At 55.8% G+C, this 25,102-nt stretch carries 20 protein-coding genes and 1 pseudogene; 5 read left to right on the top strand and 16 right to left on the bottom strand.

The window, feature by feature from the left end; translation table 11 throughout:
- Positions 1–52: 52 nt before the first annotated feature.
- Entirely contained in the window at positions 53–1,573 is a 1,521-nt protein-coding gene (gene arfA / locus IM700_RS04965) for an arabinosylfuranosidase ArfA (protein ID WP_193416449.1), read from the bottom strand.
- 378 nt (positions 1,574–1,951) lie between these two features.
- Between arfA and IM700_RS04970 the strand changes: the two genes are divergently transcribed.
- Positions 1,952–2,869 carry an ArsR/SmtB family transcription factor gene (locus IM700_RS04970; protein ID WP_193416450.1) on the top strand — a complete coding sequence of 306 codons (918 nt, stop codon included), beginning with the start codon at positions 1,952–1,954 and terminating at the stop codon, positions 2,867–2,869.
- Positions 2,870–2,935: 66 nt separating this feature from the next.
- Here IM700_RS04970 and IM700_RS04975 read toward each other — a convergent pair whose 3' ends face one another.
- Both IM700_RS04975 and IM700_RS04980 read right to left on the bottom strand, forming a co-directional pair.
- Positions 2,936–3,673, bottom strand: a complete 738-nt coding sequence (locus tag IM700_RS04975; RefSeq protein ID WP_155605691.1) for an SDR family NAD(P)-dependent oxidoreductase — start codon at positions 3,671–3,673, stop codon at positions 2,936–2,938.
- 2 nt (positions 3,674–3,675) lie between these two features.
- Positions 3,676–4,578: a DMT family transporter gene (locus IM700_RS04980; RefSeq protein ID WP_193416451.1), complete on the bottom strand. Its 903-nt coding sequence runs from the start codon at positions 4,576–4,578 to the stop codon at positions 3,676–3,678.
- 127 nt (positions 4,579–4,705) lie between these two features.
- On the opposite strand from IM700_RS04980, the gene IM700_RS04985 reads away from it, so the two are divergent.
- Positions 4,706–5,560, top strand: coding sequence for a LysR family transcriptional regulator (locus IM700_RS04985; protein ID WP_193416452.1), 855 nt, complete (start codon positions 4,706–4,708; stop codon positions 5,558–5,560).
- 266 nt (positions 5,561–5,826) lie between these two features.
- On the opposite strand, the gene IM700_RS04990 is transcribed toward IM700_RS04985, so the two are convergent.
- The 8 genes from IM700_RS04990 to rhaB all read right to left on the bottom strand — a co-directional run bounded on the left by IM700_RS04990 (position 5,827) and on the right by rhaB (position 16,577).
- Positions 5,827–6,960 carry a sn-glycerol-1-phosphate dehydrogenase gene (locus IM700_RS04990; protein WP_193416453.1) on the bottom strand — a complete coding sequence of 378 codons (1,134 nt, stop codon included), beginning with the start codon at positions 6,958–6,960 and terminating at the stop codon, positions 5,827–5,829.
- Positions 6,961–7,107: 147 nt separating this feature from the next.
- Positions 7,108–8,784 (bottom strand): ribulokinase, encoded by a 1,677-nt coding sequence (locus tag IM700_RS04995; RefSeq protein ID WP_193416454.1) that lies wholly within the window; start codon positions 8,782–8,784, stop codon positions 7,108–7,110.
- 15 nt (positions 8,785–8,799) lie between these two features.
- On the bottom strand, positions 8,800–9,495 hold the full coding sequence (araD, locus tag IM700_RS05000; RefSeq protein ID WP_155605838.1) for an L-ribulose-5-phosphate 4-epimerase: 696 nt from the start codon (positions 9,493–9,495) through the stop codon (positions 8,800–8,802).
- A 148-nt stretch (positions 9,496–9,643) separates the two neighbouring features.
- Positions 9,644–10,744: a GntR family transcriptional regulator gene (locus tag IM700_RS05005; protein ID WP_193416455.1), complete on the bottom strand. Its 1,101-nt coding sequence runs from the start codon at positions 10,742–10,744 to the stop codon at positions 9,644–9,646.
- 107 nt (positions 10,745–10,851) lie between these two features.
- Complete coding sequence (araA, locus tag IM700_RS05010; protein ID WP_193416456.1) at positions 10,852–12,339, bottom strand: L-arabinose isomerase; 1,488 nt, start codon at positions 12,337–12,339, stop codon at positions 10,852–10,854.
- A 563-nt stretch (positions 12,340–12,902) separates the two neighbouring features.
- Positions 12,903–13,709 (bottom strand): rhamnulose-1-phosphate aldolase, encoded by an 807-nt coding sequence (rhaD, locus tag IM700_RS05015; RefSeq protein ID WP_193416580.1) that lies wholly within the window; start codon positions 13,707–13,709, stop codon positions 12,903–12,905.
- 106 nt (positions 13,710–13,815) lie between these two features.
- Positions 13,816–15,072 carry an L-rhamnose isomerase gene (gene rhaA, locus IM700_RS05020; protein WP_193416457.1) on the bottom strand — a complete coding sequence of 419 codons (1,257 nt, stop codon included), beginning with the start codon at positions 15,070–15,072 and terminating at the stop codon, positions 13,816–13,818.
- A 47-nt stretch (positions 15,073–15,119) separates the two neighbouring features.
- Positions 15,120–16,577 (bottom strand): rhamnulokinase, encoded by a 1,458-nt coding sequence (gene rhaB / locus IM700_RS05025; protein WP_193416458.1) that lies wholly within the window; start codon positions 16,575–16,577, stop codon positions 15,120–15,122.
- A gap of 258 nt (positions 16,578–16,835) precedes the next feature.
- On the opposite strand from rhaB, the gene IM700_RS05030 reads away from it, so the two are divergent.
- Entirely contained in the window at positions 16,836–17,591 is a 756-nt protein-coding gene (locus tag IM700_RS05030) for a DeoR/GlpR family DNA-binding transcription regulator (protein ID WP_193416459.1), read from the top strand.
- Here IM700_RS05030 and IM700_RS05035 read toward each other — a convergent pair.
- The 4 genes from IM700_RS05035 to IM700_RS05050 all read right to left on the bottom strand — a co-directional run bounded on the left by IM700_RS05035 (position 17,588) and on the right by IM700_RS05050 (position 22,710).
- Positions 17,588–18,319, bottom strand: a complete 732-nt coding sequence (locus IM700_RS05035; protein WP_193416581.1) for a LutC/YkgG family protein — start codon at positions 18,317–18,319, stop codon at positions 17,588–17,590. The genes IM700_RS05030 and IM700_RS05035 overlap by 4 nt on opposite strands.
- Entirely contained in the window at positions 18,312–19,832 is a 1,521-nt protein-coding gene (locus IM700_RS05040; RefSeq protein ID WP_193416460.1) for a LutB/LldF family L-lactate oxidation iron-sulfur protein, read from the bottom strand. The genes IM700_RS05035 and IM700_RS05040 overlap by 8 nt, the downstream gene beginning before the upstream one ends.
- A complete protein-coding gene (locus IM700_RS05045) occupies positions 19,829–20,557 on the bottom strand; it encodes a heterodisulfide reductase-related iron-sulfur binding cluster (RefSeq protein ID WP_193416582.1) in 729 nt (242 codons plus the stop codon). The genes IM700_RS05040 and IM700_RS05045 overlap by 4 nt, the downstream gene beginning before the upstream one ends.
- 71 nt (positions 20,558–20,628) lie before the next feature.
- Complete coding sequence (locus IM700_RS05050) at positions 20,629–22,710, bottom strand: bifunctional aldolase/short-chain dehydrogenase (RefSeq protein WP_239483601.1); 2,082 nt, start codon at positions 22,708–22,710, stop codon at positions 20,629–20,631.
- A gap of 372 nt (positions 22,711–23,082) precedes the next feature.
- On the opposite strand from IM700_RS05050, the pseudogene IM700_RS23350 reads away from it, so the two are divergent.
- Together IM700_RS23350 and IM700_RS05055 are read left to right on the top strand one after the other, a co-directional pair.
- Positions 23,083–23,262: pseudogene (locus IM700_RS23350) on the top strand (transposase); the annotation flags it as partial.
- 60 nt (positions 23,263–23,322) lie between these two features.
- Positions 23,323–23,994 (top strand): hypothetical protein, encoded by a 672-nt coding sequence (locus tag IM700_RS05055; RefSeq protein WP_239483636.1) that lies wholly within the window; start codon positions 23,323–23,325, stop codon positions 23,992–23,994.
- Positions 23,995–24,459: 465 nt separating this feature from the next.
- Here the strand turns inward: IM700_RS05055 and IM700_RS05060 are convergent, their stop codons facing one another.
- Complete coding sequence (locus IM700_RS05060; RefSeq protein ID WP_193416462.1) at positions 24,460–25,098, bottom strand: ThuA domain-containing protein; 639 nt, start codon at positions 25,096–25,098, stop codon at positions 24,460–24,462.
- Between the last annotated feature and the right edge of the window lie 4 nt (positions 25,099–25,102).

Raw genomic sequence — 25,102 nt, forward strand, 5'->3', positions numbered from 1 at the left:
CGTTCAATTGGGAGATGAACCGGCTTCTCTTGGAGGAGCACCGATTCGCTAGCTAGTTTCTTGGCTTACCCAAACGAATCACGTTCCAGGAGGCTTTGGCCAATCGCGCTTTGACATAACCGTCATCGCATGTCGCACTCCCTGCGGCGTGAGGTTTAACATCCTCCCGGTCCGCCGTATTTACGGCCTTCAAATCCTCGTGCTCCAGCACGAGATGCTCGATCAGGCGGTATCCTTCAAACCCGCGGATGTCGCAATCCAGCTCAAGGGCTTCCTCTAGATGGCGGTTAACTGCAAAAATCGTAAGCGTCTCTTCCGCTTCGTTATATACAACAGCGCTGTCCAGATAAGGGACATCGGTATAATCCTTGGCATCGTATACCGGCGAGTTGACAACCGGTTGAAGCGAGACCCCCCGTCCGAAAACCGAGGCATGCATATACGGGTAAAAGATGGTTTGCTTCCAGGACCGTCCGCCATTCTCTGTCATGATCGGGGCGATGACGTTGACCAGTTGCGCCATGCAAGCCATTTTCACTCTGTCGGCATGACGCAGGAACGTAATCAGCATGCTGCCTACAAGCAAGGCGTCCTCGAAATTGTAGACGTCTTCCAGCTGAGGCGGAGCAATTCCCCAAGGCGTAAGCTTGGCGTCGGCATCGTTGGAGTGGTACCAGACGTTCCATTCGTCGAAACTGAGGTACATCGTTTTGGAGCTGCGTTTCTTCGCTTTGACATAATCGCAGGTGGCGATCACCGTCCTGATGAAATGGTCCATATCCATCGAGCGAGCCAGGAATCCGGCGCTATCGTTATCCCGGTTGCCATAATATTGATGCAGAGATATGTAGTCAGCAACCTCGTAGGTATGATCCAGCGTCACCGCTTCCCATTCAGGGAACGAAGGCATCGAAGAACTGGAGCTTCCGCAAGATACAAGCTCGATATCGGGATCCACCAAACGCATCGCCTTCGCCGTCTCGTAGGCGAGGCGGCCGTATTCCTGCGGCGTCTTCTGACCGATTTGCCAGGGGCCGTCCATCTCGTTGCCCAGGCACCAGGTTTTGATCTTGTGCGGCTGCTCGTAACCATGGCTGCGGCGCAATTCGCTCCAATAGCTACCGCCGGGATGGTTGCAGTACTCCAGTAAATTGCGGGCGGCGTCAACACCGCGAGTGCCCAGGTTCACCGCCATCATCACTTCCGAGCCAACCTCTTTAGCCCAGCTTGCAAACTCGTTTGTCCCAACCCAATTAGGCTCAACCGTTCTCCAAGCCAGCTCCAGGCGCTTAGGTCTCGCTTCAACCGGACCGACTCCATCCTCCCAGTTGTACCCGGATACGAAGTTCCCGCCGGGATACCGGATGATCGGAACGTTCAGCTGTTTGACCAGCTCCTTTACGTCGTTACGGAATCCCAATCGGTCGGCCGCCGGATGCGAAGGCTCATAAATCCCTCCGTAGACCGCTCGGCCCAGATGTTCAATGAAGGAGCCGTAAATCCGCCGATCCACTTCGGCAATCTTAAAGGCTTTGTCTACGACCATCGTTGCTCGCGGTGCTGCTGATGACATGTTGACCACCTTCCGTTTTAGTAAATACTAAACCATTTCGAATTTCCTTGAATGAATACGTTTACAGGTATAAAATAACATATGAAATTAAGGTTGTAAATATATTTATCTAAACTGTTTTATGTTTTTATAAAATTAATGAGATAAAACATCCTGTAACACCTGAAAATCGCTGTAATTCACATGAATTTTCAATAAAACAATGAAATTAAGTTTAGATTAACATGAAGTTAATTGCGTATTTATTACAAAATTAAACTATTTTTTGAACTATATTTACATATTTTGATTTGATACTTTATTAAACGACCGAGTTAGTTTATAATATTCTAAAATAAAAGAATCCATTATCCTATTGGAAGAAGGTTCGAATATCCGATGATCTATATTAAGGATTTGATGAGCGGGATCGACATTTTTAAAGCATTAAGCTCCGAGATCAGGATTCAAATCCTCGAACTGCTGGCGAAGAACCAAGCCTTAAATCTGAACGACCTGGCCACCAAACTAGGCTTAAGCAACGGGGCCATTACCATGCATATTAAGAAGCTCGAAGAGAGCGGTTTGATCGAAATCAATACTTCGGTAGGCAAACATGGCATCCAGAAGATTTGTTATTTGAACAAAGACAAGCTGATGGTCGACCTGCGGAGCAAGGATGTCGACAATTTATATGAAGTGGAAATTCAAGTGGGTCACTACAGTAATTATCAGGTTGCTCCAACCTGCGGACTCGCGACAAAGGACAGCATCATCGGCGATTTTGACGAACCTCGCTACTTTGCCGATCCGCAGCGAATCGATTCGGAGATCATTTGGTTGTCCGAGGGTTTCCTCGAATATCGCATTCCGAACTACCTCAAGCCGAATCAGACCTTTCGGGAAATTCAATTTTCGATGGAGCTTGGTTCGGAGGCCCCAGGATATTGCGACAACTACCCATCCGACATCTATTTCTATTTGAACGGCGTTGAAATTGGCTTCTGGACGAGTCCGGGAGATTTCGGCGATGCACGCGGCACGTTTAACCCGGATTGGTGGCCGCCGCATCTGAACCAATACGGCATGCTGAAGCTGATCCGGATCAACAATGAGGGCAGCTTTATCGACGGATGCCGCATCTCCGACGTCACACTGGAGCAGATCAACCTTGATTACAAAAGCGAGCTGACGTTTCGCATCGCCGTCACCGACAAGCCGATCAACAAGCGGGGGTTGACTATCTTCGGCAAGAACTTCGGCAACTACAGTCAGGACCTCCTGGCCCGGGTGCTGTATGATGTGCGAGAGGAATAACAAAAGAAGCAGCGATCAGGTTCCCCATTCGGCCTGAAAGCTGCTTTTTTTTATGAACAACCTATTCTACATCGTTTGCCCGTTGTCGACGGTAACGATTTGCCCGGTCAGTGAGGGCTGTTCCAGAACAGCGGCGATGAGTGCGGCAATTTCCTCCGGTGTGGAGATCCGGTCCAAGGGCAGATGACGAATGAGCGCACGCATCTGCTCCTCCTTACCTGCCCACCAACGCGTGTCTACCGCTCCGGGGGCTACGCCGGTGACGCGAATGTCCGGCGCCAAGGCATGGGCCAGCGATTTCGTCAAACCATGGACGGCGGCCTTCGATACTGCATACGGAAGCGAAGAGCCTTTCCCCGTGATTCCTGCGATGCTGCCGACGTTGACGATGGCTCCCTTCCCGGCCTTCAAATACGGCGCGGCGGCCCGTGCACAGTTGAACATGCCTTTGACATTCACCGCAAACAAATCGTCCCATGCCTCCTCCGTGACCGCCTCCAGATCGTCCATGGCGATATATCGGGTGATGCTGGCGTTATTGACCAAGTAATGGATCGTGCCGAAGGACTTGACGATTTGCTCGATCATGGAGACGACCTCCGCATTTCGGGCCACATCGGCCTGAATGGCCATCGCACGGCCGCCGAATTGCCGAATGGCCTGCGCGGTCTCCTCGGCCTCCACCGCGGAACGGGAGTAGTTGATGGCGACGATCGCCCCGCGTTCGGCCAGCAGCATGGCTGTAGCTCTGCCGATTCCCGTACCGCCCCCGGTAACCAGCACAACCTTGTTAAGGTAACCCATATTTACATCTCCTCCTGCATCAAATATGGACTCGTTGCCTTCGCGTGGATCTGCTGGCTGCGTTTCGCCTGCCAGTTCACCAGGAATACGCCCGCGCAGGTCAAGGCTCCGCCAACGTATACATACCAATCGATGTGCTCGCCAAGCAGCAGCCAGCTGCAAAGCACGCTAAAGATCGGAACGAGGAACAGGAACGAGCTCGTTTTTCCCGGATCGCTATGGCTAAGCAAATAGAACCAAAGCGTAAATTGGACGATGGAACAGAAGAGAACCATCCAAACGACCACCAACCCCGACGTAACATTCAGATCAAAGACGGGTTTCTCCCCTATTAAGCTGAGGGTCAGCAGCATAACGCCGCCTGCGAGCATTTGGTAGGCGGCCAGCACGCTTTTATCGAACGCAGGGCCAAATCGATTGATGAACAACGTGGCGACGGTAAAGCAAACCGCTCCGGCAAAAGCAAACACCATGCCGGGGTCCAAGCTCATATGCAGCCCAAAGGTGATCATCACGCCGATAAAACCGATCGCTACGCCAAACCATTGCCTCACGCGATAAGCAGTGCCCATCAACGCACCCCATAGGATCAGCATGAGCGGGCTGGTACTCGAGATAATCGCCGACTCCCCGGAGGTGATCCATCTCATGCTGTAAGCGGTGAATCCCATCACCCCAACCGATTGAAATAAACCGAGCAGCAGGATCTGCCGCCAGGACTTGACTCCTTGGGGTTGCGGTTTTTTAGCGCTGAATAAGGCAAGTAATCCCCCGGCAAACAAGAACCGGAGTCCCATTAACATAAGCGGGGTCGTATACACCATTCCCAGCTTAGCAACGGGGTAGGCCGTCCCCATTAAGAACGTGGTCAACAGCAGCAAACCTGTATATTTATAAGTCCTCATGTAGCTCTTCCTCCCATGGTGTCATTCTTGTTTGTATTGTAAGGGAGGTTTGAAATTATGTATAATGATTGGTAGAGATAGTTGATATCATTTTTGGTGATATTAGTATAAAAGGAGGACTTCCCCGATGGAAAGCGCAGAATTACGCATTTTTCAAGCCGTTGCCCGAGAAGGCTCCATCACGAAAGCCGCCGACCGGCTGGGTTATGTACAGTCCAATGTGACCGCTCGCATTAGACAACTGGAGACTGAGCTGGGGACGGGGCTGTTCTACCGCCATAACCGAGGCATGACCTTGACCTCCAGCGGCAAAATGCTGCTGGATTACGCCGATAAAATCGTCGGCCTTCTGGACGAAGCGGCAGCAGCGCTTTCCTTCTCCGGCGAGCCTACCGGTCCGTTGCTGATCGGCTCGACCCAAACAACGGCAGCCGTTCGGCTGCCCAAGCTGCTGAGCAAGTATTACGAAATGCATCCAAAGGTCGAATTAACGCTGACCACCGATCTCTCCGACCGCCTGGCGGAGAAGGTGATCCATTACGATCTAGACGTAGCCTTCGGCAACTTCCGCTACAATCATGACGAGTTGACCCGTATTCCCGTGTTCGACGAGGAGGTTGTCGTCATTTCTCCCCCGGGCATTGATAACCTGGACGAAGCCCTGACGAAGCCAAGCCTTGTCTACAGCCGAGGCTGTACCTACCGCGAAATGCTGGAAGAAATGCAGCAGTCTCGCGGCCGAACTTACGTGGGAGCAATGGAGTTCGGCACGCTGGAAGCGATCCTCGGCGGCGTTTCGGCCGGCCTCGGCATCTCGCTGGTGCCGCGGATCGTCGCCGAGAAACAGGCGCAGGACGGTACCGTGCGGATTCATGAGGTCCCCGAAGCGATGCGCCATATGCAGACCGAGCTCATCTACCGCAAAAACGCCCAACCAACCAGCGCGCTCCGCGCTTTGATTGATTTGTTGAGCGTGGCTTAAGGGGCTTTTGGCCGTGGCCGTGGCCGGACATAAATAGCGGTAAAAAATCACCTTATTTCCGACGGAACGCCCGTTTTCACCGGAATAAGGTGATTTTTTGGTCTTATTTGGCCCCGGAATCCCTTTGGAAGGCGGAATACGGGGAGATAAGGTGATTTTGTGGCGCTATTTCGCCAAAAAATCGAAGTTTACGCGAAATAAGGTGATGGATCACCACTATTTCGCGCCAAACGAGCCGGCAGCCCGGCCGCGGGACGGTTCGCGCGCTAGGCCTGCCCCGCCTCGTTCAGCGCCCGCAGCAGCGTGCGGCGGTCGCGCACCAGGTGGGCTTCGCGCAGGCTGCGCGCGAACAGCTCCTCGCCGACGCCCAGCTCGGCGAGGGTTGCCGGCCCGCCGGCCTTGCGCAGCAGGCCGCGGAGCTCGGCTTCGCCGGGCAGGTCCCGCAGCCAGGCGCGGACCTGCTCCCCGTGCTCCCGGAGCGCCGCCGGCTCGGCGCCCGGGAAGGTCCCTTCGCCCGCGGCGTGGTACGCGCGGGCGATTTCGGCGCAAGCAACGCCGACTTTGGCGCCGTGCAGCAGCGCCCGCCGGCCCAAGCGCAGGTATTCCATCTCCCAATAATGGGAGAGATGGTGTTCTGCGCCGGAGGCCGGGTGCGACTGCCCGAACAGCAGCATGGCGATGCCCGATTCGATCAGCGCCGTCATCAAGGCGCGGATCCCTTCTTCCGTGCGCGCGCCAATCGCATCGGCGTGCGTCACGCTGTTCAAGAGCGCGCGCTCGGTTATCGCCGCCGCCTGTTCGTCATAGGGTTCCCCCGCGGTCAGACGGGAGAACTTCCAGTCGAACAGGCTGGTATACTTGCCGAGCATATCGCCAAAACCCGCGGCGACCAGCCGCTGCGGGGCCGCCATCAGAACGTCGAGGTCGGCGAATATCGCTACCGGCGGCACCGCCGGCACTGTCTTCTTGACCCCGCGAATAATGAGCGGCGCGCCCGCGGAGGTGAAGCCGTCCACGGACGGTGCCGTTGGCACCGATACGAACGGCTTGCCGGTCTTGTGCGCGGCAAACCGGACGATATCGTGAATCGTCCCGGAGCCCACAGCGATGAGCGCGTCTGTCTCCTCGGGACGTATCTCCAGCAGCAGCTGGACAAGCGCGATCTCGTCAGCGACGACATCGCCCTGCGCGTCAGGCTGAATCAGGCAAACGCGCGTCTCGACGGCCTCGGCCGCCAGCAAACCGCTCAGTTGTCCCCCCGCCGCCGCATACGTGTGATCGTCCGCCACCAGCAGGACATGATCATAACCTTGTTCCCGCAAGTAAGGAACGACCTTCCGGATTGCACCCCGTTCTAGTTCAATTACTTTCAATTGCTCCAATAACCTGTCTTTCAGCATGGTATCCCCTCCCTGGGCTATCCATCGACTCCTGCAACCTTCCGCAACATCCTAATACTCCCGCAGCTTCCGCAATAGGCGACAGGCGAAGCCTTTGAGCCATCGGTACGTTACTCGCCAGCCCATCTCTCCGCCCGTCCCCTACTCTTACTCCGCTGCCTGCTTAATTCGCTTCAGACGCTTCATCACGTCGTTTTCCCCGCGGCCAAAATAATCGTGAAGCTGGCTGTACTCCTGGTACAACTTCTCGTACACTTCCACGTGCGCCGGAACTGGCTTGAACGTTTCCTCCTTGACGCGGGCCATCTTCCCGGCCGCATCCAGGATCGAATCGTACCCGCCAGCCACCTCACCCGCCGCAACGGCCGCGAACATCGCCGCACCAAGAGCCGGCGTCTGCTTGGAATCCGCCACAAAAATCTCGCGGTTCGTCACATCCGCATAAATTTGCATCAACAGGCGGTTTTTCTGCGGCAGTCCCCCACAGGCATACAGCGCATCCACCCGTACGCCGTTTTGATCAAACGCGTCAACGATTTTGCGCGTGCCAAAAGCCGTCGATTCCAACAGCGCCCGGTAAATCTCCTGCGGCTTGGTCAGCAGCGTCATCCCCACAATCAGACCGGTCAAATCGGTATCCACCAGCACGGACCGGTTGCCGTTCCACCAATCCAGCGCGAGCAGGCCGGTTTGCCCCGGTTGGTACGCGGCCGCTTCCCGCTCCAGCCATTGGTGCACATTCAGGCCTTCCTTCTCGGCGGCCTCCTTCACGTAAGCCGGCAACGCTTCTTCGACGTACCATTCAAAAATATCGCCCACGGCCGACTGCCCAGCCTCATAACCGTACAAGCCCGGAATGATTCCATCCTCGACCACGCCGCACATGCCTTCCACCTGTTTCTCTTCCGTCCCCAGCAGCATGTGGCAAATCGAGGTTCCCATCGCCATGACCAGCTTGCCCGGCGTAACGACGCCGACGGCCGGCACGGCCGCATGCGCGTCCACGTTGCCCACCACCACGGCGATGCCTGGCGTAAGGCCCATCATCTCGGCCATCTCCGGCAGAAGTCCGCCCGCGTTCGTCCCCAGCGGAATCACGTCGCCGCGCAGCTTCGTATCCGTCAAATCCTCCATCCGAGGATCCAGCGCCTTAAAATACGCCTTGCTCGGATATCCGTCTTGCTTATGCCATATTGCTTTATAACCCGCCGTACAACTGTTGCGGACGATGTTGCCGGTCATTTGCGCAATAACCCAATCGGTTGCTTCCAGAAACAGATCCGTCTTCTCGTAGATCTCCGGCGCTTCATCGAGAATTTGCCATACCTTGGCCATCATCCATTCGGAGGAAATCTTCCCCCCATATCGCGGCAAAAAAGCCTCTCCCCGCTCAGCCGCAATCGCGTTGATCTTGTCGGCCTCCGGCTGGGCCGCATGGTGCTTCCATAACTTCACCCAGCTATGCGGGTTGTCGGCCAGCTCCGGATCGAAGCTAAGCGGCTGACCTTGGGCGTCCACCGGGAGCATCGTGCAGGCGGTAAAATCGATCCCGATCCCGATCACGTCCGCCGGATCGATCCCCGATTCCTTTAGCACCGCGGGCACGGAGCGCCGAAGCACCTCCAGATAGTCGCCGGGATGCTGCAAGGCCCAATCATGCTCGAGCTTGATCCCGGAACCGGGCAGCCGCTCGTCGATGACATGATGCGGATATGGCGTGACATGGTCAGCGACCTCCCGGCCGTCCGACAAATCTACCAGCACTGCGCGTCCGGACTGGGTGCCGTAGTCGACGCCGATCGTGTACTTTTTCCCTTTGCTCATGGTTATCCCTCCCCGTTATTTCTGCCCGTAATAAGCATTTACTCCGTGCTTCCGCAAAAAATGCCGATCCAACAGTGTCTGATCCATCGCCTGCGTATCCGGGTTGATCTGCAGCATGCGGGCGGCGATTTTCGCTACTTCCTCCAGCACGACCGCGTTATGAACGGCATTATGCGCATCCTTGCCCCATACGAACGGGGCATGCGAATGCACAAGCACCCCAGGCACCTGGTTCGGATCGAGGCCAAGCTCGGCAAACCGCTCCACGATGACATTGCCTGTCTCCAACTCGTAAGCACCCTCGATTTCTTCCCGCGTCATCGGCCGCGTTACCGGGATCTCTCCGTAGAAGTAATCGGCATGCGTCGTTCCGTACGCCGGTAATCCCCGCCCCGCCTGGGCCCAACTGGTTCCCCATGGGGAATGCGTGTGCACGACCCCGCCGATTTCGGGGAATTCACGGTAGAGCACCCGATGCGTTGGCGTATCGGAGGACGGTCGCAGGTTCCCCTCCACTACATTGCCTTCCAGATCGACCACGACCATATGCTCCGGCTTTAATTCCTCATACGGCACGCCGCTTGGTTTGATGACGAACAATCCGCTTTCCCGATCGATCCCGCTGACGTTTCCCCACGTAAACGTGACCAGGCCATATTTCGGCAGCTCCAAATTAGCTTCCCACACCTGCTGCTTTAAGGCTTCCAACATCGATTGATCCAACCCCTTTCCTCATCCCATGTCATCCCATATAACAAAAGGTACGTACAAGTTACCGAGCACCTGCTTCAACCCGAAACGGCACCGCCCCGCCGAACTTCAGCAGGACGATGAAACCGCCAAGTTGTCTCATTCCCGTTTATTTCTGACCCGTCAGTTCCAGCACCGAATCCCGTTCAATCAGCTCCGGTTCGAACACCGTATCGCCCGGCGTTTCTCCCCGCTCAATCATCCCGATCAGTTGGCGGGCGGCGAGCTCTCCCATCGTTGTTTTTGGGTGGGTCAGCGTCGTCAGCTTCGTGCCCGAGGCTGCCGCCAGGCTGGAATCGTCGAAACCGATGACGGACAAATCCTCAGGTACCCGTAAGCCGCATGCGGCCGCGGCGTCCATCAGCATCACCGCCAACTCGTCGTTATAACACACCAATGCGGTTGGACGCTGATCCGGCGTTTTTTGAAGCAGCTCCAGCGCTTTTTGATAGGCGTACTCGCCTTTTTGCTCCGTCGTAAACGTCACCACATGCTGCGGTGACACCGCAATCCCGAAGTCCCGATGGGCGGACAGGAAGCCCTTCAGCCGGTTTACGCCCTGCAGGTCATCCCTTTTGAAGAACCCGGCGATCTGCCGGTGCCCCTTCTCCAGCAAGTAACGCGCCGCCTTCCGGCCTCCCGCCTCGTCATCCACCTTCAGGCAAGGGCATTCCAACTCGTGATACTTCTCATTGATCATGAGATACGGAATGCCCTTCTCCTGCAACTCCAAAAAATACCCCAAATTCGGGTTGCCCTCCGCGCTTTTCGTCGGCTCGATGATCAGTCCGCTGAGCGGCTGGCTCGTCATGAGCTGAAGACTGTCCATCTCCTTCTCCTTCGTATTGTCCGTGCTCGACAGCATCAATCGATACCCCTGCTGGCGCAGCTCCGCTTCCGCCCCCCGAACGATATGGGGAAAAATATAATCCGAAATATACGTCGTCATGATCCCGATCGTCTTGACCGCTTCGCCGTCTCGCCGTCCGGGATGCCGGACGAATGTGCCCTTGCCCTGGATGCGCTCCAGCCAGCCGTCCTTCTCCAGCTCGCCGAACGTTTGCCGAACCGTCTGCCGGCTTAAGCCGAACTGCTCCGCGATCTCGTTCTCCGACGGAACCTGTTTCCCGGGCTGGAGCTTTCCTTGCTCGAGCCAAGACAACAATTCGTTTTTGAGCTGCATATATTTCGGGATTTTCCGGTCATTCATGTTTCGTCCACCCTTCACCAATGCCACCGTTCTATTGACTACCCGTTATTGTAACATAGGCCGGGCGAACGTATCGGGCCGAAATCATCGGCCGATTGGGACTGTGATTAACGCAGCCGGTAAGCCGCATCGCTCCAGCGCAGCTCATTCTTAAATCGAGGTACCGAGGTATCCTTGTCGATGATCACCGCTTCGATGCCGGTCATTTCCGCCCAATCGGACAGGTTCTCCGCCGTGATGGCGTAAGACAACACCGTATGGTGCGCCCCGCCGGCTAAAATCCACGCCTCCGCCGATTCTCGCAGCGAAGGCTGCGGCTTCCACAACACGCGAGCGACCGGCAGCTTCGGCATCGGCTTCTCTACCTTCACGCCGTCCACCACGTTGACCAGCAGCCGGAAACGATGGCCCAGATCGACGAGCGAAGCGTTGACCGCCGGACCGGCCTGGCCGTCGAATACGATCCGTGCCGGATCGGCTTTGCCGCCGATGCCCAGCGGATGTACCTCGATGGTAGGCTTCGTCGCGGCAATCGTCGGGCACACCTCCAGCATGTGCGCGCCAAGAATCATGTGGTTACCCGGCTCAAAATGATACGTGTAGTCCTCCATAAACGAGGTGCTCTTGTTGTTCGCCAGCACCTTCAATACGCGCGTCAAAGCCGCGGTTTTCCAGTCGCCTTCGCCGCCGAAGCCGTATCCGGCTTCCATCAGCCGCTGCACGGCCAGACCCGGAAGCTGCTTGAGCCCATGCAGGTCTTCGAACGTTGTCGTAAACGCGCCAAAGCCGCCTTGCTCCAAAAACCGCTTCATGGCGATTTCAAGCTTCGCCTGATAGGCGATAGATTCGCGAACTGGTCCGTTGCTTAGGCCCGCTTGCGTAATCGCGTACTGCTCGGCGTAATCTTTCAGCAGCGCTTCGGCTTCCGCATCGCTGACTTCGTTTAACACCTGCACCAGATCACCGACGCCATATCCGTTCACTGACCAACCGAACTTGATTTGCGCTTCGACCTTGTCGCCTTCCGTCACCGCCACCTCGCGCATGTTGTCGCCGAAGCGGGCCACCTTAAGCTGACGGCTCTCAGCATAAGCGGCCGCCGTCCGCATCCAGCCGGCGATCGAGCCGCGCACTTCGCCGTCTTCCCAATGGCCGACCACGATTTTGCGAGCGATGCCCAGCCGGGCGCCGATATGGCCATACTCACGGTCGCCGTGGGCCGACTGGTTCAGGTTCATGAAGTCCATATCGATGGTTTCCCAAGGAATATCGCGGTTAAACTGCGTATGGAAATGCAACAGCGGTTTTTGCAGCTGCGACAAGCCGGCGATCCACATTTTGGCCGGCGAGAACGTGTGCATCCAGGTGATGATCCCCGCGCAGGTCTCATCGCCGTTCGCGGCCAGGATCAACTTGTAGATTTCGTCTGGCGTCGTTACGATCGGTTTGAACACGACCGGGAATCCGATCGCCGGGTCTTGGTCCAGTTGTTCTGCGATGATGCGGGAATGGGCGGCCACCTCCTCCAGCGTTTCAGGGCCGTATAAGTGCTGGCTGCCGGTCACGAACCAAAAAGAATGCGGTTTCAATTTCATATGCCAAAGCGCCTCCTAATCATAAATAACTGCTAGCTAACTTGTACATACCATATCGGTATTTTCGACAATTCTTCTCTAATTGTACGTACAAGTCGATTTACCCCCATTGTACTGCCCGCCGCTCAAAATGACAATAGGATTTGTTTGCGAATTTGAGATCAATTTTGTCCCATCCTACTTCTAACGGACCGTAGCGCCCTTATTCCGTCCATTTGCGCCTCTTCCGAGTTCTAACGGACCCAGGAGCCCTTATCGGCTCCCCATCGGACGTTTCCATCATCAATTTGGCGAAATAAGTGCACTAGGGTCCGTTAGAAATGCGAACCCTCGCTTTTGGGCTAAATAACGTCTCCTGTGTCCGTTAGCCGAACCTCCCTTTCGAGATCGCCGGCAGCATGCAAAAAAGGACCCCTGCACCGGAGTCCTGATCTGTATTCCCAACGATCGTCTCTTCTCTATTATCGTCTATGCTCTATACTAGCTCTCCATCGCTATCCCTCTTGCTCTCCACTCACAGCTTTTAGCCCGTGCGCCTAGCCTCTGCTCCTCCGCTATAATCCCTAGCTCAAAATCCCCGGCTGCGGTGTCACACCAAACGCTACTGCCAAGTCGCGCAACTGGGCATCGGTGATCTTTTGCAGCACCGGACGGTCGCCGAGCAGCATGTAGATTTGCGCCGCCTTTTCGACCGTTTCGATCAAGCCGAACGCCTCGTCCATCGTCGTACCGGTGCCAAAAATCCCGTGCTGCGGCCATACGACGACGCGATGCTCTCGCATCTTCGCGGCGGTCGCCCGCCCGATGTCCGGGCTGCCGGGCACCATCCACGGCACGATGCCGATGCCGTCGGGGAACACCACGAGACATTCCGTGCACATTTCCCATAGCGTTTTCGTCAGTTTTTTCTCATCCAGCTCATGGACGAACGTCATGGCCAGCGCATGGGTCGCATGGCAGTGCATGATGATCCGGTGCGCCGGGTCCACCTTCAAACGCTCGATATGGCTCATGAAGTGCGCTGGCAGTTCGCTGGTCGGTACCGCCCCGTCCCGAAGGCCCCACAGGATCTCGACCTGGTCACCGCCTTCAGCCACCCGCAATACGCCCAGATTCGCTTCCGGATCGGAGATCACATTTTTGAAATACTTGCCCGAGCCCGTCACGATAAAATAACGTCCCGCCAGCTCCTTCACCGGAAACGCGAGTTGAAGCTTACGGCGCTCCGTTACAGAAGCGGCTCCAAGATATTTCGCCACCTCCGCTTCATCCAGCAGATAGCTGATATTCCCTCCGTTGCGTTCATCCCAGCCCAGCCGCCACATATGGAACGAGATTTCCGCCATCTCCCGGATGAAAGGCACTTCCATCCCCGGGACCCGCCGACCTTGCTCCACTTCCGTTAATGTCGTACTCACAGTAGGTTCCTCTCCTTTTGGTCAAGCTTATATAAAAAAACGGATAACCTAGGTTGCATTACCGAGTCGCCAGCACGTTCGTTTCGTATTCTTTCACGTCTGCCAGCCAAGCTTCACGCACTGGCACGCCTTGCGTTGCGCAGAAGTAATCCCAAATGGCACCGTACGGATACGATTTGAATTCTTCGACCAACGCCAGCCGCGATGTGTAATCGCCGTCCAGTTCCAATTGCTTCAGCTTGTCGAGCGGCTCCAGCATCGCCCGCAACAGCGCTTTTTGCGTGTTGCGCGTCCCGATGACCCAAGCCGCGATATGATTGATGCTGCCGTCGAAGAAGTCGAGACCGATGTGCGTACGGTCCAGCAGCTCGCCGCGTACCAGCTCGCGGGCGATTTCCAACAGCTCGTCGTCCATCGTCACGACGTGATCGCTGTCCCATCGCACCGGGCGGCTGACATGAAGGAGAAGCTCGCGGCCAAACAACAGCCAGGAGGACAACTTGTTAGAGATCGTCTCCGTCGGATGGAAATGGCCGGCGTCGAAGCAGACCGCTTTGCCGCGAGACAACGCATACCCCATGTAAAATTCATGCGAGCCGACGACATAGCTCTCCGAGCCGATCCCGAACAGCTTGCTCTCCACCGCATCGATATTGTATTTCTCATCGATCGGTTCGGCGAAAACTTCATCAAGAGCCTCCATCAAACGAGCCCGAGGCGTGAGTCGATCCACCGGCGAATCCTTGAAGCCATCCGGGATCCAGACGTTAGTCACGCACGGCTGGCCGAGCTCCCGTCCAAACGACTCGGCAATCTTGCGCGACGCTTTGCAGTGGTCGATCCAGAACTTGCGGATATCCAGGTCCGGGTGACTAAGCGTGAACCCGTCCTTGGCTTTCTCGTGCGAGAAGCAAGTTGGGTTAAAATCCAGCCCCAGCCCCCGCTCCTTCGCCCAATCTACCCAACCGGCAAAGTGTCTAGGCTCCAGGGCGTCAAGCTCAACCCGTTCGTCCGTATCGGCATAAATTGCATGAAGATTGACCTTGTGCCGGCCGGGAATCAAGCGAAGCGCCTCGTCTAGATCCTGCCGCAGTTCGTCCGGCGTCCGCGCCCGGCCCGGATAACTGCCGGTAACCGCCAGGCCGCCGCCCAGCTCTTGATCCTTGCCCAGGAATCCCTTGACGTCGTCCCCCTGCCAGCAATGCAGCGAAATCTTGATTTGACTCAGTCGGGCCAGTGCAGCGTCGACGTCGATTCCATGGTGCTCATACAGCTTTTTCGCCTCGTGATAGCTGGTTTGAATCGCGTTGTCCATGTTCTGTTCCTCCTTTTGCATAATTTATCTATAGCTCCGTCCAACCGTCATCGTGCCAACAAATTCACGAACCGTTTCCGCGCCTCTGTAATCGGGTCGGCATTGCTCCCCCGAGGAACATACGTCTGGATCGGAAAAGACCGCCGAATCAGCTCACGCCCCTCGCCGATATCGCGAATCGCGCCGCTGCTGATCATTTGCACCAGCAAATTGCCCAAAGCCGTCGACTCCGTCGGCCCGGCTTCCACTTGGATGCCTGACACGTCCGCCGTCCATTGGCACAGCAGCCCATTGTTGGCACCACCGCCGACGATATGCAACGTCTCCGGCTTTTGTCCGGTCAGCCGCTCAAGCTCTTTCAGGTAAACGTCATAAGACAAGGCCAAGCTGTCAAAAATGCACCGCGCCACCTCACCCGGCGTATCCGGAACCGGTTGGCCCGTCGCCGCACAGAACCGCCGAATCTCTTCGGTCATATTCGCCGGGTTCAAGAATCGGTCGTCGTTACAATCGATTAAGGAACGAAACGGCGACACCGCCTCCGCCAATTCCACCAATTCGGCGTAGCTGTGTTGTTTGTCGTAATCCTTTCGAACCTCTTGGATCAACCACATACCCATGATGTTTTTCAAAAAGCGGTACTTTCCGTACGCGCCCCATTCATTGGTATAGTTGCGCTCCATCGCTTCCGCCGTCGCCAGCGGCGTCTGCCGCTCCACGCCGATCAACGACCACGTCCCGCTGCTGAGGTACGCCCACGAATCGCCGCTGGCCGGAACTCCTAACACAGCGGAGGCCGTATCGTGCGTCGCCGCGACGATCAGCTCGCATTCGGGTAGCCCATAATCCCGAACCAATTCCGGCTTGATCTTCCCAAGCCGCGTCCCGGGCTCAGTTAGCGCCGGAAACTTCGATCGGGGCAACCCCAGCAACTCAAGCAATCCCGGGTCGTAATCGCGGGTTTGCAGGTTTAATAACGCGGTTGTCGAAGCGTTGGTCATCTCGCTGATCCGCCGCCCGGATAACAAATAATAGAGATAATCCGGAATGAGCAGGATCTGCTCTGCCGTCGCCAACTCCTCGCGGTCATGCGCGAATAACTGGTACACCGTATTGAAAGGCAGATGCTGAATGCCCGTTTTCTCATAAATCCGTGCAAATGGATGGATCTCGTGAACTTGAGGAACTGCTTCAAGCGTACGGGAATCGCGGTAAGCATAAACCTCGCCGATCCGTTCCCCTTTCCCGTCCAGCAGCGCATAATCGACCGCCCATGTATCAATGCCTAGCGTACAGTTCTCGATCCCAAGCTGTTTGGCCTGCTGTAGCCCACGGAGGATTTCCCGATATAAATGATCGATATCCCAATAACAATGCCCGTCACGTTCGGAAAACCCGTTGTCAAACCGGTGGATTTCCTGCAGCGACAACCGTCCATCCTGCAGTTCTCCCCTTACCAGCCTCCCGCTGGAGGCGCCGATATCAACCGCAACGTAATCTCTCATCGTTCAGCGCTCCTCGCTCTGAAATGCTGCCTGTTCTTACTTCTATCCTATGTCCGTTTTGTTTTATAGTCAACATAAACAAAGATCATTTATGTTGTTTTATTTTTGTTTTTGTCTATTCCGTGAAGCAACTCTGTCTTACTCACCCGCTTCATTCCCGAAATACGGTTGCCAAGCGCCCCTTTTTCTCGCTATGATGGGAGGGAACCCAAGACCCTGGTGTCTTGACAATATGAACGGATCCCGAGGTGAATCGCCATGCTGGCGGCAGAACGCAAACAAAAAATCATCGACCTGCTTCATCAGGACAAGCGTGTCCTGGTGTCCGAGCTCAGCCGGATGTTCGAAGTAACGGAGGAGACGATCCGCCGCGACCTGGAGAAGCTCGAGAAAGAGGGGATCGCAACCCGCTCCTACGGCGGCGCCATACTCAACCGGCACACGAACGAAGATTTGCCGTATACGACCCGGAACACGCTTAATGTGGAGATCAAACGGGACATCGCGCTCAAGGCCATCGACCTGGTGAACGACGGCGACACGCTGATGATCGACCCGAGCTCTACAAGCTTTGAATTTTTGAAGACGCTGCATTCCAAAAACAACGTTACTGTCATCACCAATTCCGTCAGCGTCCTGAACGAATTCGCCGGCTCGAACCTGAACATCATTTCCACCGGCGGTTCGCTGCGCGCGCGTTCCCTGTCGCTGGTCGGCCCCGCCGCCCAGGAAACCGTGCAGAAGTACAACGTCGACACCGCGATCATCAGTTGCAAAGGCATGTCGCCGGACAAGGGCATCTCCGATTCCAACGAGCCGGAATGCGAGCTGAAGAAGCATATGCTCCGTCACGCGGACAAAGTCATTTTGCTGGCCGACCATACGAAATTTGACAAGAATGCTTTCGTCAAGCTGGCGGACTGGGAGCAAATCGACTATCTAATCACGGACGAGCGCCCCTCCGATGCCTGGCTTCAGCTTCTGCAAGGCAAGAACATCGAAGTGTTGTATTAACCGACGAGTAGCGCAAACACGATGCCCGGCCCATGAACTCCGATCGTCAGATCGTTTTCGATGTCCGCCGAACGGCTTGGGCCGGAGATGAAATGGATGCCGGCAGGCAAGGTTTCGCGTCCGACCGCATCGAACGTATCCAGCACCTCGCCCAAACGGGTTTTCATCCGCTCTACGGGGATGATCGCGAACAGCGCCGTCGGCAACAGGCTAACCGAGCGCCCTTCCTCCGCGGCCGACTGAACGACCAGCGAACCGGTATAAGCGACGGCAAAGTCCGGCGCCACGACGCCGAAGTCCGCCTCCGCCGCCCGGGCGATCCAGGCCTCGGAGCGATGCCCGTTCCACACGGACACGCGGGCGCCGTCTGCGGCAAGCGCCTCATCCAGTCCAAGCTCCGCCAGTAACGGATTGTCCTGGCGTAGAATATAACGGGCGCCAAGCGCTTGCGCCTTGGCCATAATGTATGCCTTGGCCGCTTCAAGATCGTCCAGCCGGGCGACATGCCCCCCCGCTGCCGTAAAATTGTCCTCAAATCGAGCCAATCGCTCCTCCAGGCTCCAATCCAGCTCCCTCCAGTACGCCGGCGCTCCCCGGAACGGATGATCCGGTGCTTCCCGCAGCCGCGGCCGCTTGAGTTTTCCGGCAATCCGGTCCATAAACTGCTCCTGCTTCTGCCGCGCTTCCGCTTCCTTCACTTTCAACCAATCGTTATATTCGTTATCCATCATAGGTATGACCTTCTTTCCGGTCGATTGGCTTAGCCGCACGCTTGTGTAGCGCCTCCTTCATCCGCTCCTGCACGACCGTGCCGGTCACTGTTTGCGGAACGGAAGCGCGCAGTTCATGCTGAAGCGCATTCCAGCGTTCGCGGAACGGTTCGTTTGCCAGGCTTGGCGCAACGCGGTAACGGTTCCAATCCTTCAGCGGGCCAATCCGCGCCGGAATTTCACCGTTGCGAACGATAATTCGCTGCAAAACCCTTCCCGCCTTCAGCGCGCGTTGGAACCGCTTGGAGCTTGACGTCACGGCGGCAAAGCCCCTCATCCCTGCCGACTCCAGCTTGTTTCCATAGCCTTGCTCGACCTTGCGCCGGCGCAAATAGACAAGCATGTCGTGCAGCGGAATTTTGACCGGACACGCTTCATAACAGGCCCCGCACAAGCTGGAGGCCGAAGCGATATCGTCCCATTCCGCTACATTCTTGTTCAGCGCCGGCGTCAGGACCGCTCCGATCGGGCCGCTGTACGTTCCGCCGTAAGCATGGCCGCCGATATGGCGATATACCGGACAAGCGTTGAGGCAGGCTCCGCAGCGGATGCAGTTCAGCAGCTCCTGAAACTCCGGATCACCCAGTTGCTCGGACCGGCCGTTATCGAGGATGATGATGTGCATCTCCTCCGGGCCGTCCCCATCCGCTTTACGGCGCGGTCCGGTGATGCCGGACATATAAACCGTCAACTTCTGACCGGTCGCCGAGCGCGGCAGCAGCGTCGCCATCACCTCGAGGTCACTCCAGGAGGGGATGATGCGCTCCATGCCCATAAACGTGATTTGCGTTTTCGGCACGGTCGACACCATGCGGGCGTTGCCTTCGTTCTCGAACAGCACGATCGAACCGGTCTCGGCGATCGCGAAGTTGCAGCCGGTCATGCCGATGTCCGCCGCCAGAAACTTCGCCCGCAGCTTCCGGCGCACGAAGCCCGCCAGCACGCTCGTTTCCGGCGGCAGCTCTTCCCCCGCCTCGCGGGACAGCAGCTCGGCGATCTGGTAACGGTTTTTGTGAATCGCCGGGATGATGATATGCGAAGGGGCTTCACCGGCAAGCTGAATGATATACTCGCCCAGATCGGTTTCAACCGCCTCCACGCCCGCTTCTTCCAGCGCCCGGTTGATGTGCAGTTCCTCGCTGACCATCGATTTCGACTTCACGACGGAACGGGCTTGCTTGCGTGCCGCAATCTCCAAAGCAATCCGCACCGCCTCTTCACCGGTCGAAGCAAAGTGAACATGCGCCCCATTCGCCCGAGCTTGCTCGGCAAACCGATTTAAGTAGTAATCGAGATGCGCGATCGTATGCAGGCGAATTTGCCGCCCCCGCTCCCGCCATTCCTCCCAATTCCCATGGTCATCGGCGGCTTTCCGCTTCCCGTCGCGCAGACGTTCGGTCGTAAATCGCACCGCCTTACGCAAGAAATCATTGTTTAGTGCTAGGTCTGCTCGCTCTTTTACGCTGCTCATGCCCCGCTCACCCCCTCATACAGCAGCTCCGCCAGATGCATCACGCGTACCGGCTGACGGCGGTGCCGAAGTTGACCGGCGATGTTCATCAGGCAGGCCATGTCCAACCCGGTCAGTACCTCGGCTGACGTCTCCAGGACGTGGTCGGCTTTTTCCGTCACCATCGCCCCGGATATATCGGCCATCTTCACGGCAAACGTGCCCCCGAATCCACAGCAATCCTCCGCAAATGGGAGCGGTACAAGCTCCATGCCCCTTACGTTTTGGAGTAGTGCCATCGGCTCCTCCCTGATTCCGAGCAACCGACTGCCATGACAGGACGGGTGGTACGTAACCTTATGCGGAAACGTCGCTCCAAGATCGGTTACGCCCAGTACCTGAACGAGGAATTGGGTAAATTCATACGACTTCGCTTTCAATTCCTCGGCCATCGCCAGCCGGATCGGATCCTGTTCGAACAGCTTCGGGTAGTGATGAATCATTCCGATGCATGAGCCTGAAGGTCCAACAACGAAATCGCTATCTGAAAAAGCCTCAAGCAGCGTGGCTGCCGAACGTCGCGCCTCATCCCAATACCCGCTGTTGAACGCCGGCTGACCGCAACAGGTTTGCACCTGCGGAAATTCCAGTTTGACGCCGACCCGAGCCAGCAATCGGGCCATCGCTTCCGCGATGCGCGGGTACACCGCATCGCCGATACAAGTGACAAACATCGAAACCTTGATGCCAGTCTCGGTCGTTGCCGTATCCGCTTTATCCAGCAGCTCCATCCTCGCACCTCCCTTAGGTTTTTATGCTACCTTACAAACGCCGCCGGGACACCACCGTCGATCGTCAGCATGCAGCCGGTCGTTTTCGCCGACTTGGACGAAGCGAAGAAGGCGACGCCCTCGGCGATATCGCGCGGATAAATATTCACCAGCAGCGTCGTGCGCTTGCGGTAATATTCCTCCAGTTGGTCCGGCTCAATGCCGTAAGCGGCGGCCCGTTCATTCCGCCAGTTAGAATTCCAAATGGCCGAGCCCTGCAAAATCGCATCGGGCAAAATCGTATTCACCCGAATGCCCAGCTCCCCGCCCTCGGCCGCGATGCAGCGGGCCAAATGAGCTTCGAGCGCCTTGGCGGAGCTGTAAGCAGTGACGTTTTTGCCGGCGTACACCGAGTTCTTCGAGCCGATAAACACCATGCTGCCGCCGAGGCTTTGCTCCTTCATCAGCTTGAACGCTTCCCGCGCGACGAGAAAATATCCCGTCCCCAGCACAGACATATTCAAATTCCATTCCTTTAGCGAAGTTTCCGTGAACGGGCTGGACGTCGCTAACCCAGCGTTATTCACGATGATATCGACGCCTCCGTAGGTCAACGCTGTTTCGGCGTAAGCAGCCGTGACCTGTTCTTCACTCGTTACATCCATCTTCACTGCCAGTGCCCGGTTCTCGCCGTATTGGGCATTTATTTCGGCAGCTATCTTCCGCGCACCCTCCAAATTGAGATCTGCCAACACGACATGAGCTCCCTCTCCAGCCAGTCGCCGAGCCGATTCACTGCCAATCCCGCCAGCGCCTCCGGTAATGAATGCAACCTTGCGGGAGAATTCCGCTTCTGCCGGAGCCAATGACAATTTGTACAGCTCAAGCGGCCAATACTCGACGTTGTAGGACTCGTTCTCACTGAGCGATACGAACCGACCGAGAGCCGTTGCACCTTTCATCACTGCGATCGCCCGATGGTATAACGCCCCGCTCAGCTTGGAGTTGACCCAGCTTTTGCCGGTGTTCAGCATGCCCACGCCAGGGATCAGAATGACGCGCGGTGCAGCGTCAAACATGGCGTCATTCGCCTGTTTATTGCGCTCAAAATAAGCTTGGTAACGCGCTTTGTAATCGGCGATTCCTGCCGCCAGCTTCTCTTTCAGCCCGGTGACGTCTGCGGCATCCGGCTTCCAGTCGATGAAAAGCGGCACCACCTTGGTGTGCACCAAGTGATCGGGACAAGCCGCTCCAATCTGCGACAGCCCACCCGCATCCTTGCTGCCGGCAAATTCGAGCACGTCCGCCTCGTCATCGAACGTGACGATGACCGGCTTCTCCCCGCTCGCCAACCCACGGACCAGCGGCATGACCTCGGCCGCGATCGCTCGGCGCTGTCCGGCTTCGAGCGGCTCAGCCAACTGCCCGCCAAACACGCGGCCTTCCGCGGCTTGAGTACCGCTTTTCGCTTCAATATACGCCTCTGCCTCATTGATAATGGCAATGGTTTTGGTGTAACAATCCTCTTGCGTCTCTCCCCAAGTCACCAGCCCGTGCTTTTCCATCAACACCAACTCCGCATCCGGGTTGGCCAGTACGCCCTCTGCGATCATTTTGGATAACATAAACCCTGGGCGTATATAAGGAACCCACACAAACCGATTGCCGTAGATTTCCCGGGCTATGTCTTGGCCGTTATCGGCACAGCACAAGCTGATGATCGCGTCCGGATGTGTATGGTCCACATGCTTGAAGGGCAAAAACGCATGAAGCAGCGTTTCAATCGATGCTCGCGGATGTTTGGCGTCGATCATACAGTTCGTCAGGTAAGCCACCATCTCTTCATCCGACATCTCCTCCCGCTCAAAAAGGGGCCGAATGTCGTCCATGCGCAATCCGGTGAAGTTACCGGCTTTCATCGTTGCGAGATCCGAACCGCTACCCTTCACCCACATCACTTCAACATCCCGGCCACGGAAGTCTTTCTCCATGGTTTTGCTCGACGTATTGCCGCCACCCCAGTTGCACACCCGTCGGTCTGCCCCAAGTAAATTAGAACGGTAGACGAGTTGCTCCAATCCCGTGGATAAAGCCGATGCTTTGGATGAGTCCCATAAGTTCTGTACCATAATTACCTCCATTTTTGTTTGTTTGGTTTTCCCTTTATTTTTGTTTGTTTCAATTTTAAACGATTTGGTTTGTTTTGGGTATAGCGCTTTCATAAAATACCGATTAAAATTTTGGACTTTGGGCACTTATCGCTTTATCGGATTAAAGCAATTGGTAATTGGGTACTCTTCACACCTCTCTCCACGATTATCCCTTTAGCTCAGAAAGCAGTGATTGCAGGATTCGAGTTATCCAGGGAGATGGTGAATAAAAAATAATGCAAAAAAGTTTATTAAAGTGAGGTTAAAAGCTTGATTCGAGAGCGTATGTTTGGTAAAATTACCATATATCGAACATACGTACGTATTTTCATTGAAATGGGGGTAGCGATCATGGGAGACAGTTCGGATACGGATCTTCAAATTATTAACAGATTCTATCAGAATGAGGAGGCCTGCATAGAGGCGTTAATTGCCATGAAGTGGCCTACTGGCTTCGTCTGCCCACGCTGTGCTTACCCTCGGTGTACCCGCCTGACCACCCGACGTATCCCCTTGTTTGAGTGTGGACGATGCATGCATCAAACTTCACCTTTGGTCGGTACCATTTTTGAAAGAACACATCTCTCTCTAATGAAGTGGTTTCGCGCTCTGGAGCTATTCCTGCTCCCCGACGGCATCTCGGCGATGCGGCTAAGTCAGGTGATCCAGGTCACCTATAAGACCGCCTGGTTGATGCTGCACAAAATACGCCATACCCTCGGTGAGTCCGATGCCCGGGTACTACTGAGTGGTGATGTGAAAGTGAATAGCGACCAGTACGGTCGCAACCCGTCCCGGTGTCAGTTCCCCCACCCGCATGCCACGGCGGTCGTAGCCGGATGCACGCTAACGGAATCAGGCGAACCAGAGCAAGTCAAAATACGCCTGTTGCCTCACAAAAGAGGCGATGGAAGAAGGCCCAACCGCCTTGAACTCGACGAGTTTATCACCCGAAATGTGGATGTTCGTACTTCTGCCGTACAGTCGTTCCCTCTGGCTTTTCGGTTATATACTCCCTTGCGAAAATTGGTGAGAGAGGCGTGGGATTCACTGAAGAGTACCTATGTTGCCTTAGGATCGAAGCATCTTCAAGCGTACCTGAACGAATTCACCGGACGCCGGCAACTGCATCTAGCTGGAACGAAAGAAACGCAACAGCAGAGGCTGCTAAAGTTGCTTTCCATGTGTGTATCGGTTACAGCAATCTCTTACCACATACTAATCGCCCGTCAACTGAATTCTCCCCTTGCAGCTGCGGCCTAATCATAGACTCGACTACCGCTCTAGTCGCCTTACATCGTTTTTTCGTTTCTTTCGCTTCTTTCATTTCTTGCGTTCGGACTGCTACATTCTGATTTAAACTTAATTGTTTTTTCTCTTTAAGCTACTTTCTTTCGCATTAAGCTACTTTCTTCTCATTAAGTTACTTTCTTCCTCTTGGCTGTTTTCTTCTCCCTAAACTACTTTCATCTCGGAAGATCTTCTTGTTGTCCCGATTCATTCGGATTCATTTCAAGACCGGCCGTAACCTGATCAAATGGGATAATCGTTAAGGGAAGGGGGCAGACATAGGTGACGGTGGGGCTGACGGAGGGTGTCGGGGGTGACAGGGGTGGCAGGGGGGTCGGTGGGGTGAAAGAGGGTCGACCTTACCTCTTTGAATCACAAAAAATACTGGTCCCCAAGGCGAAGTTTCGCCTCGAAAGGACCAGTCCAGTTCATACAAATTTATTTTGCCGCCCACTTCGCTCCGCCTCGCAGTAGTTTTGCTACCTCGGGATGCTGAAACGTGGGGAGGTGATGCCCCGGCATCAGGAACACGACCTTGCCGAGTCCATAAGCATGCGCCCAGGCCGCCGGCCAATCTTGGCCTTCATGGTGGTACCTGAGCAGCACCTCTTTGGCACAAAACGGATCGAATTCGAAGCGATAAGGTTCTTCCGCCAGCACAAAAGGTTCGATCCCTTCCACGACCGGATGCCCAGCTCCGACCACTACCTGGAACTCAAGCTCCGTATATGGCGGATGCTCCGTAAACTTGGCCCCGATTAATTGGGCCAACTCCGGTCGGACCTGCAAGGAGATCCCGTTATGCACGACAAGCAACCCGCCGCCATTTGCCACGTAGGTAAGCAGCCCCGCCGCCTGCTCCGCGCTAACCGCGTCCTCCCAACGGTCCGTATAGGAGATGCAGAGATCGTATTCCTCTAATGTTCCAGCGGCCAGCATGCCGTAATCCAGGCTGGTCGTAAGCTCGAAATCATCCTGCAGAATCCGCTCCAGCTCATCTTGTACCGCGTTCAGCGGATGGTAAGGCGCGTCAGCGTTATTGCCGATTACCCATGCGTTTTTCCGCGTGTTACTCATCTCC

The sequence above is a fragment of the Paenibacillus rhizolycopersici genome (assembly GCF_014947195.2).
GTDB lineage: Bacteria > Bacillota > Bacilli > Paenibacillales > Paenibacillaceae > Fontibacillus > Fontibacillus rhizolycopersici.

What these genes read in the sequence shown, in the direction of transcription:
- arfA (WP_193416449.1), bottom strand. Translation starts at nt 1,573, where the DNA reads ATGTCATCAGCAGCACCGCGAGCAACGATGGTCGTAGACAAAGCCTTT.
- IM700_RS04970 (WP_193416450.1), top strand. Translation starts at nt 1,952, where the DNA reads ATGATCTATATTAAGGATTTGATGAGCGGGATCGACATTTTTAAAGCA.
- IM700_RS04975 (WP_155605691.1), bottom strand. Translation starts at nt 3,673, where the DNA reads ATGGGTTACCTTAACAAGGTTGTGCTGGTTACCGGGGGCGGTACGGGA.
- IM700_RS04980 (WP_193416451.1), bottom strand. Translation starts at nt 4,578, where the DNA reads ATGAGGACTTATAAATATACAGGTTTGCTGCTGTTGACCACGTTCTTA.
- IM700_RS04985 (WP_193416452.1), top strand. Translation starts at nt 4,706, where the DNA reads ATGGAAAGCGCAGAATTACGCATTTTTCAAGCCGTTGCCCGAGAAGGC.
- IM700_RS04990 (WP_193416453.1), bottom strand. Translation starts at nt 6,960, where the DNA reads ATGCTGAAAGACAGGTTATTGGAGCAATTGAAAGTAATTGAACTAGAA.
- IM700_RS04995 (WP_193416454.1), bottom strand. Translation starts at nt 8,784, where the DNA reads ATGAGCAAAGGGAAAAAGTACACGATCGGCGTCGACTACGGCACCCAG.
- araD (WP_155605838.1), bottom strand. Translation starts at nt 9,495, where the DNA reads ATGTTGGAAGCCTTAAAGCAGCAGGTGTGGGAAGCTAATTTGGAGCTG.
- IM700_RS05005 (WP_193416455.1), bottom strand. Translation starts at nt 10,744, where the DNA reads ATGAATGACCGGAAAATCCCGAAATATATGCAGCTCAAAAACGAATTG.
- araA (WP_193416456.1), bottom strand. Translation starts at nt 12,339, where the DNA reads ATGAAATTGAAACCGCATTCTTTTTGGTTCGTGACCGGCAGCCAGCAC.
- rhaD (WP_193416580.1), bottom strand. Translation starts at nt 13,709, where the DNA reads ATGGAAGTGCCTTTCATCCGGGAGATGGCGGAAATCTCGTTCCATATG.
- rhaA (WP_193416457.1), bottom strand. Translation starts at nt 15,072, where the DNA reads ATGGACAACGCGATTCAAACCAGCTATCACGAGGCGAAAAAGCTGTAT.
- rhaB (WP_193416458.1), bottom strand. Translation starts at nt 16,577, where the DNA reads ATGAGAGATTACGTTGCGGTTGATATCGGCGCCTCCAGCGGGAGGCTG.
- IM700_RS05030 (WP_193416459.1), top strand. Translation starts at nt 16,836, where the DNA reads ATGCTGGCGGCAGAACGCAAACAAAAAATCATCGACCTGCTTCATCAG.
- IM700_RS05035 (WP_193416581.1), bottom strand. Translation starts at nt 18,319, where the DNA reads ATGGATAACGAATATAACGATTGGTTGAAAGTGAAGGAAGCGGAAGCG.
- IM700_RS05040 (WP_193416460.1), bottom strand. Translation starts at nt 19,832, where the DNA reads ATGAGCAGCGTAAAAGAGCGAGCAGACCTAGCACTAAACAATGATTTC.
- IM700_RS05050 (WP_239483601.1), bottom strand. Translation starts at nt 22,710, where the DNA reads ATGGTACAGAACTTATGGGACTCATCCAAAGCATCGGCTTTATCCACG.
- IM700_RS05055 (WP_239483636.1), top strand. Translation starts at nt 23,323, where the DNA reads ATGAAGTGGTTTCGCGCTCTGGAGCTATTCCTGCTCCCCGACGGCATC.
- IM700_RS05060 (WP_193416462.1), bottom strand. Translation starts at nt 25,098, where the DNA reads ATGAGTAACACGCGGAAAAACGCATGGGTAATCGGCAATAACGCTGAC.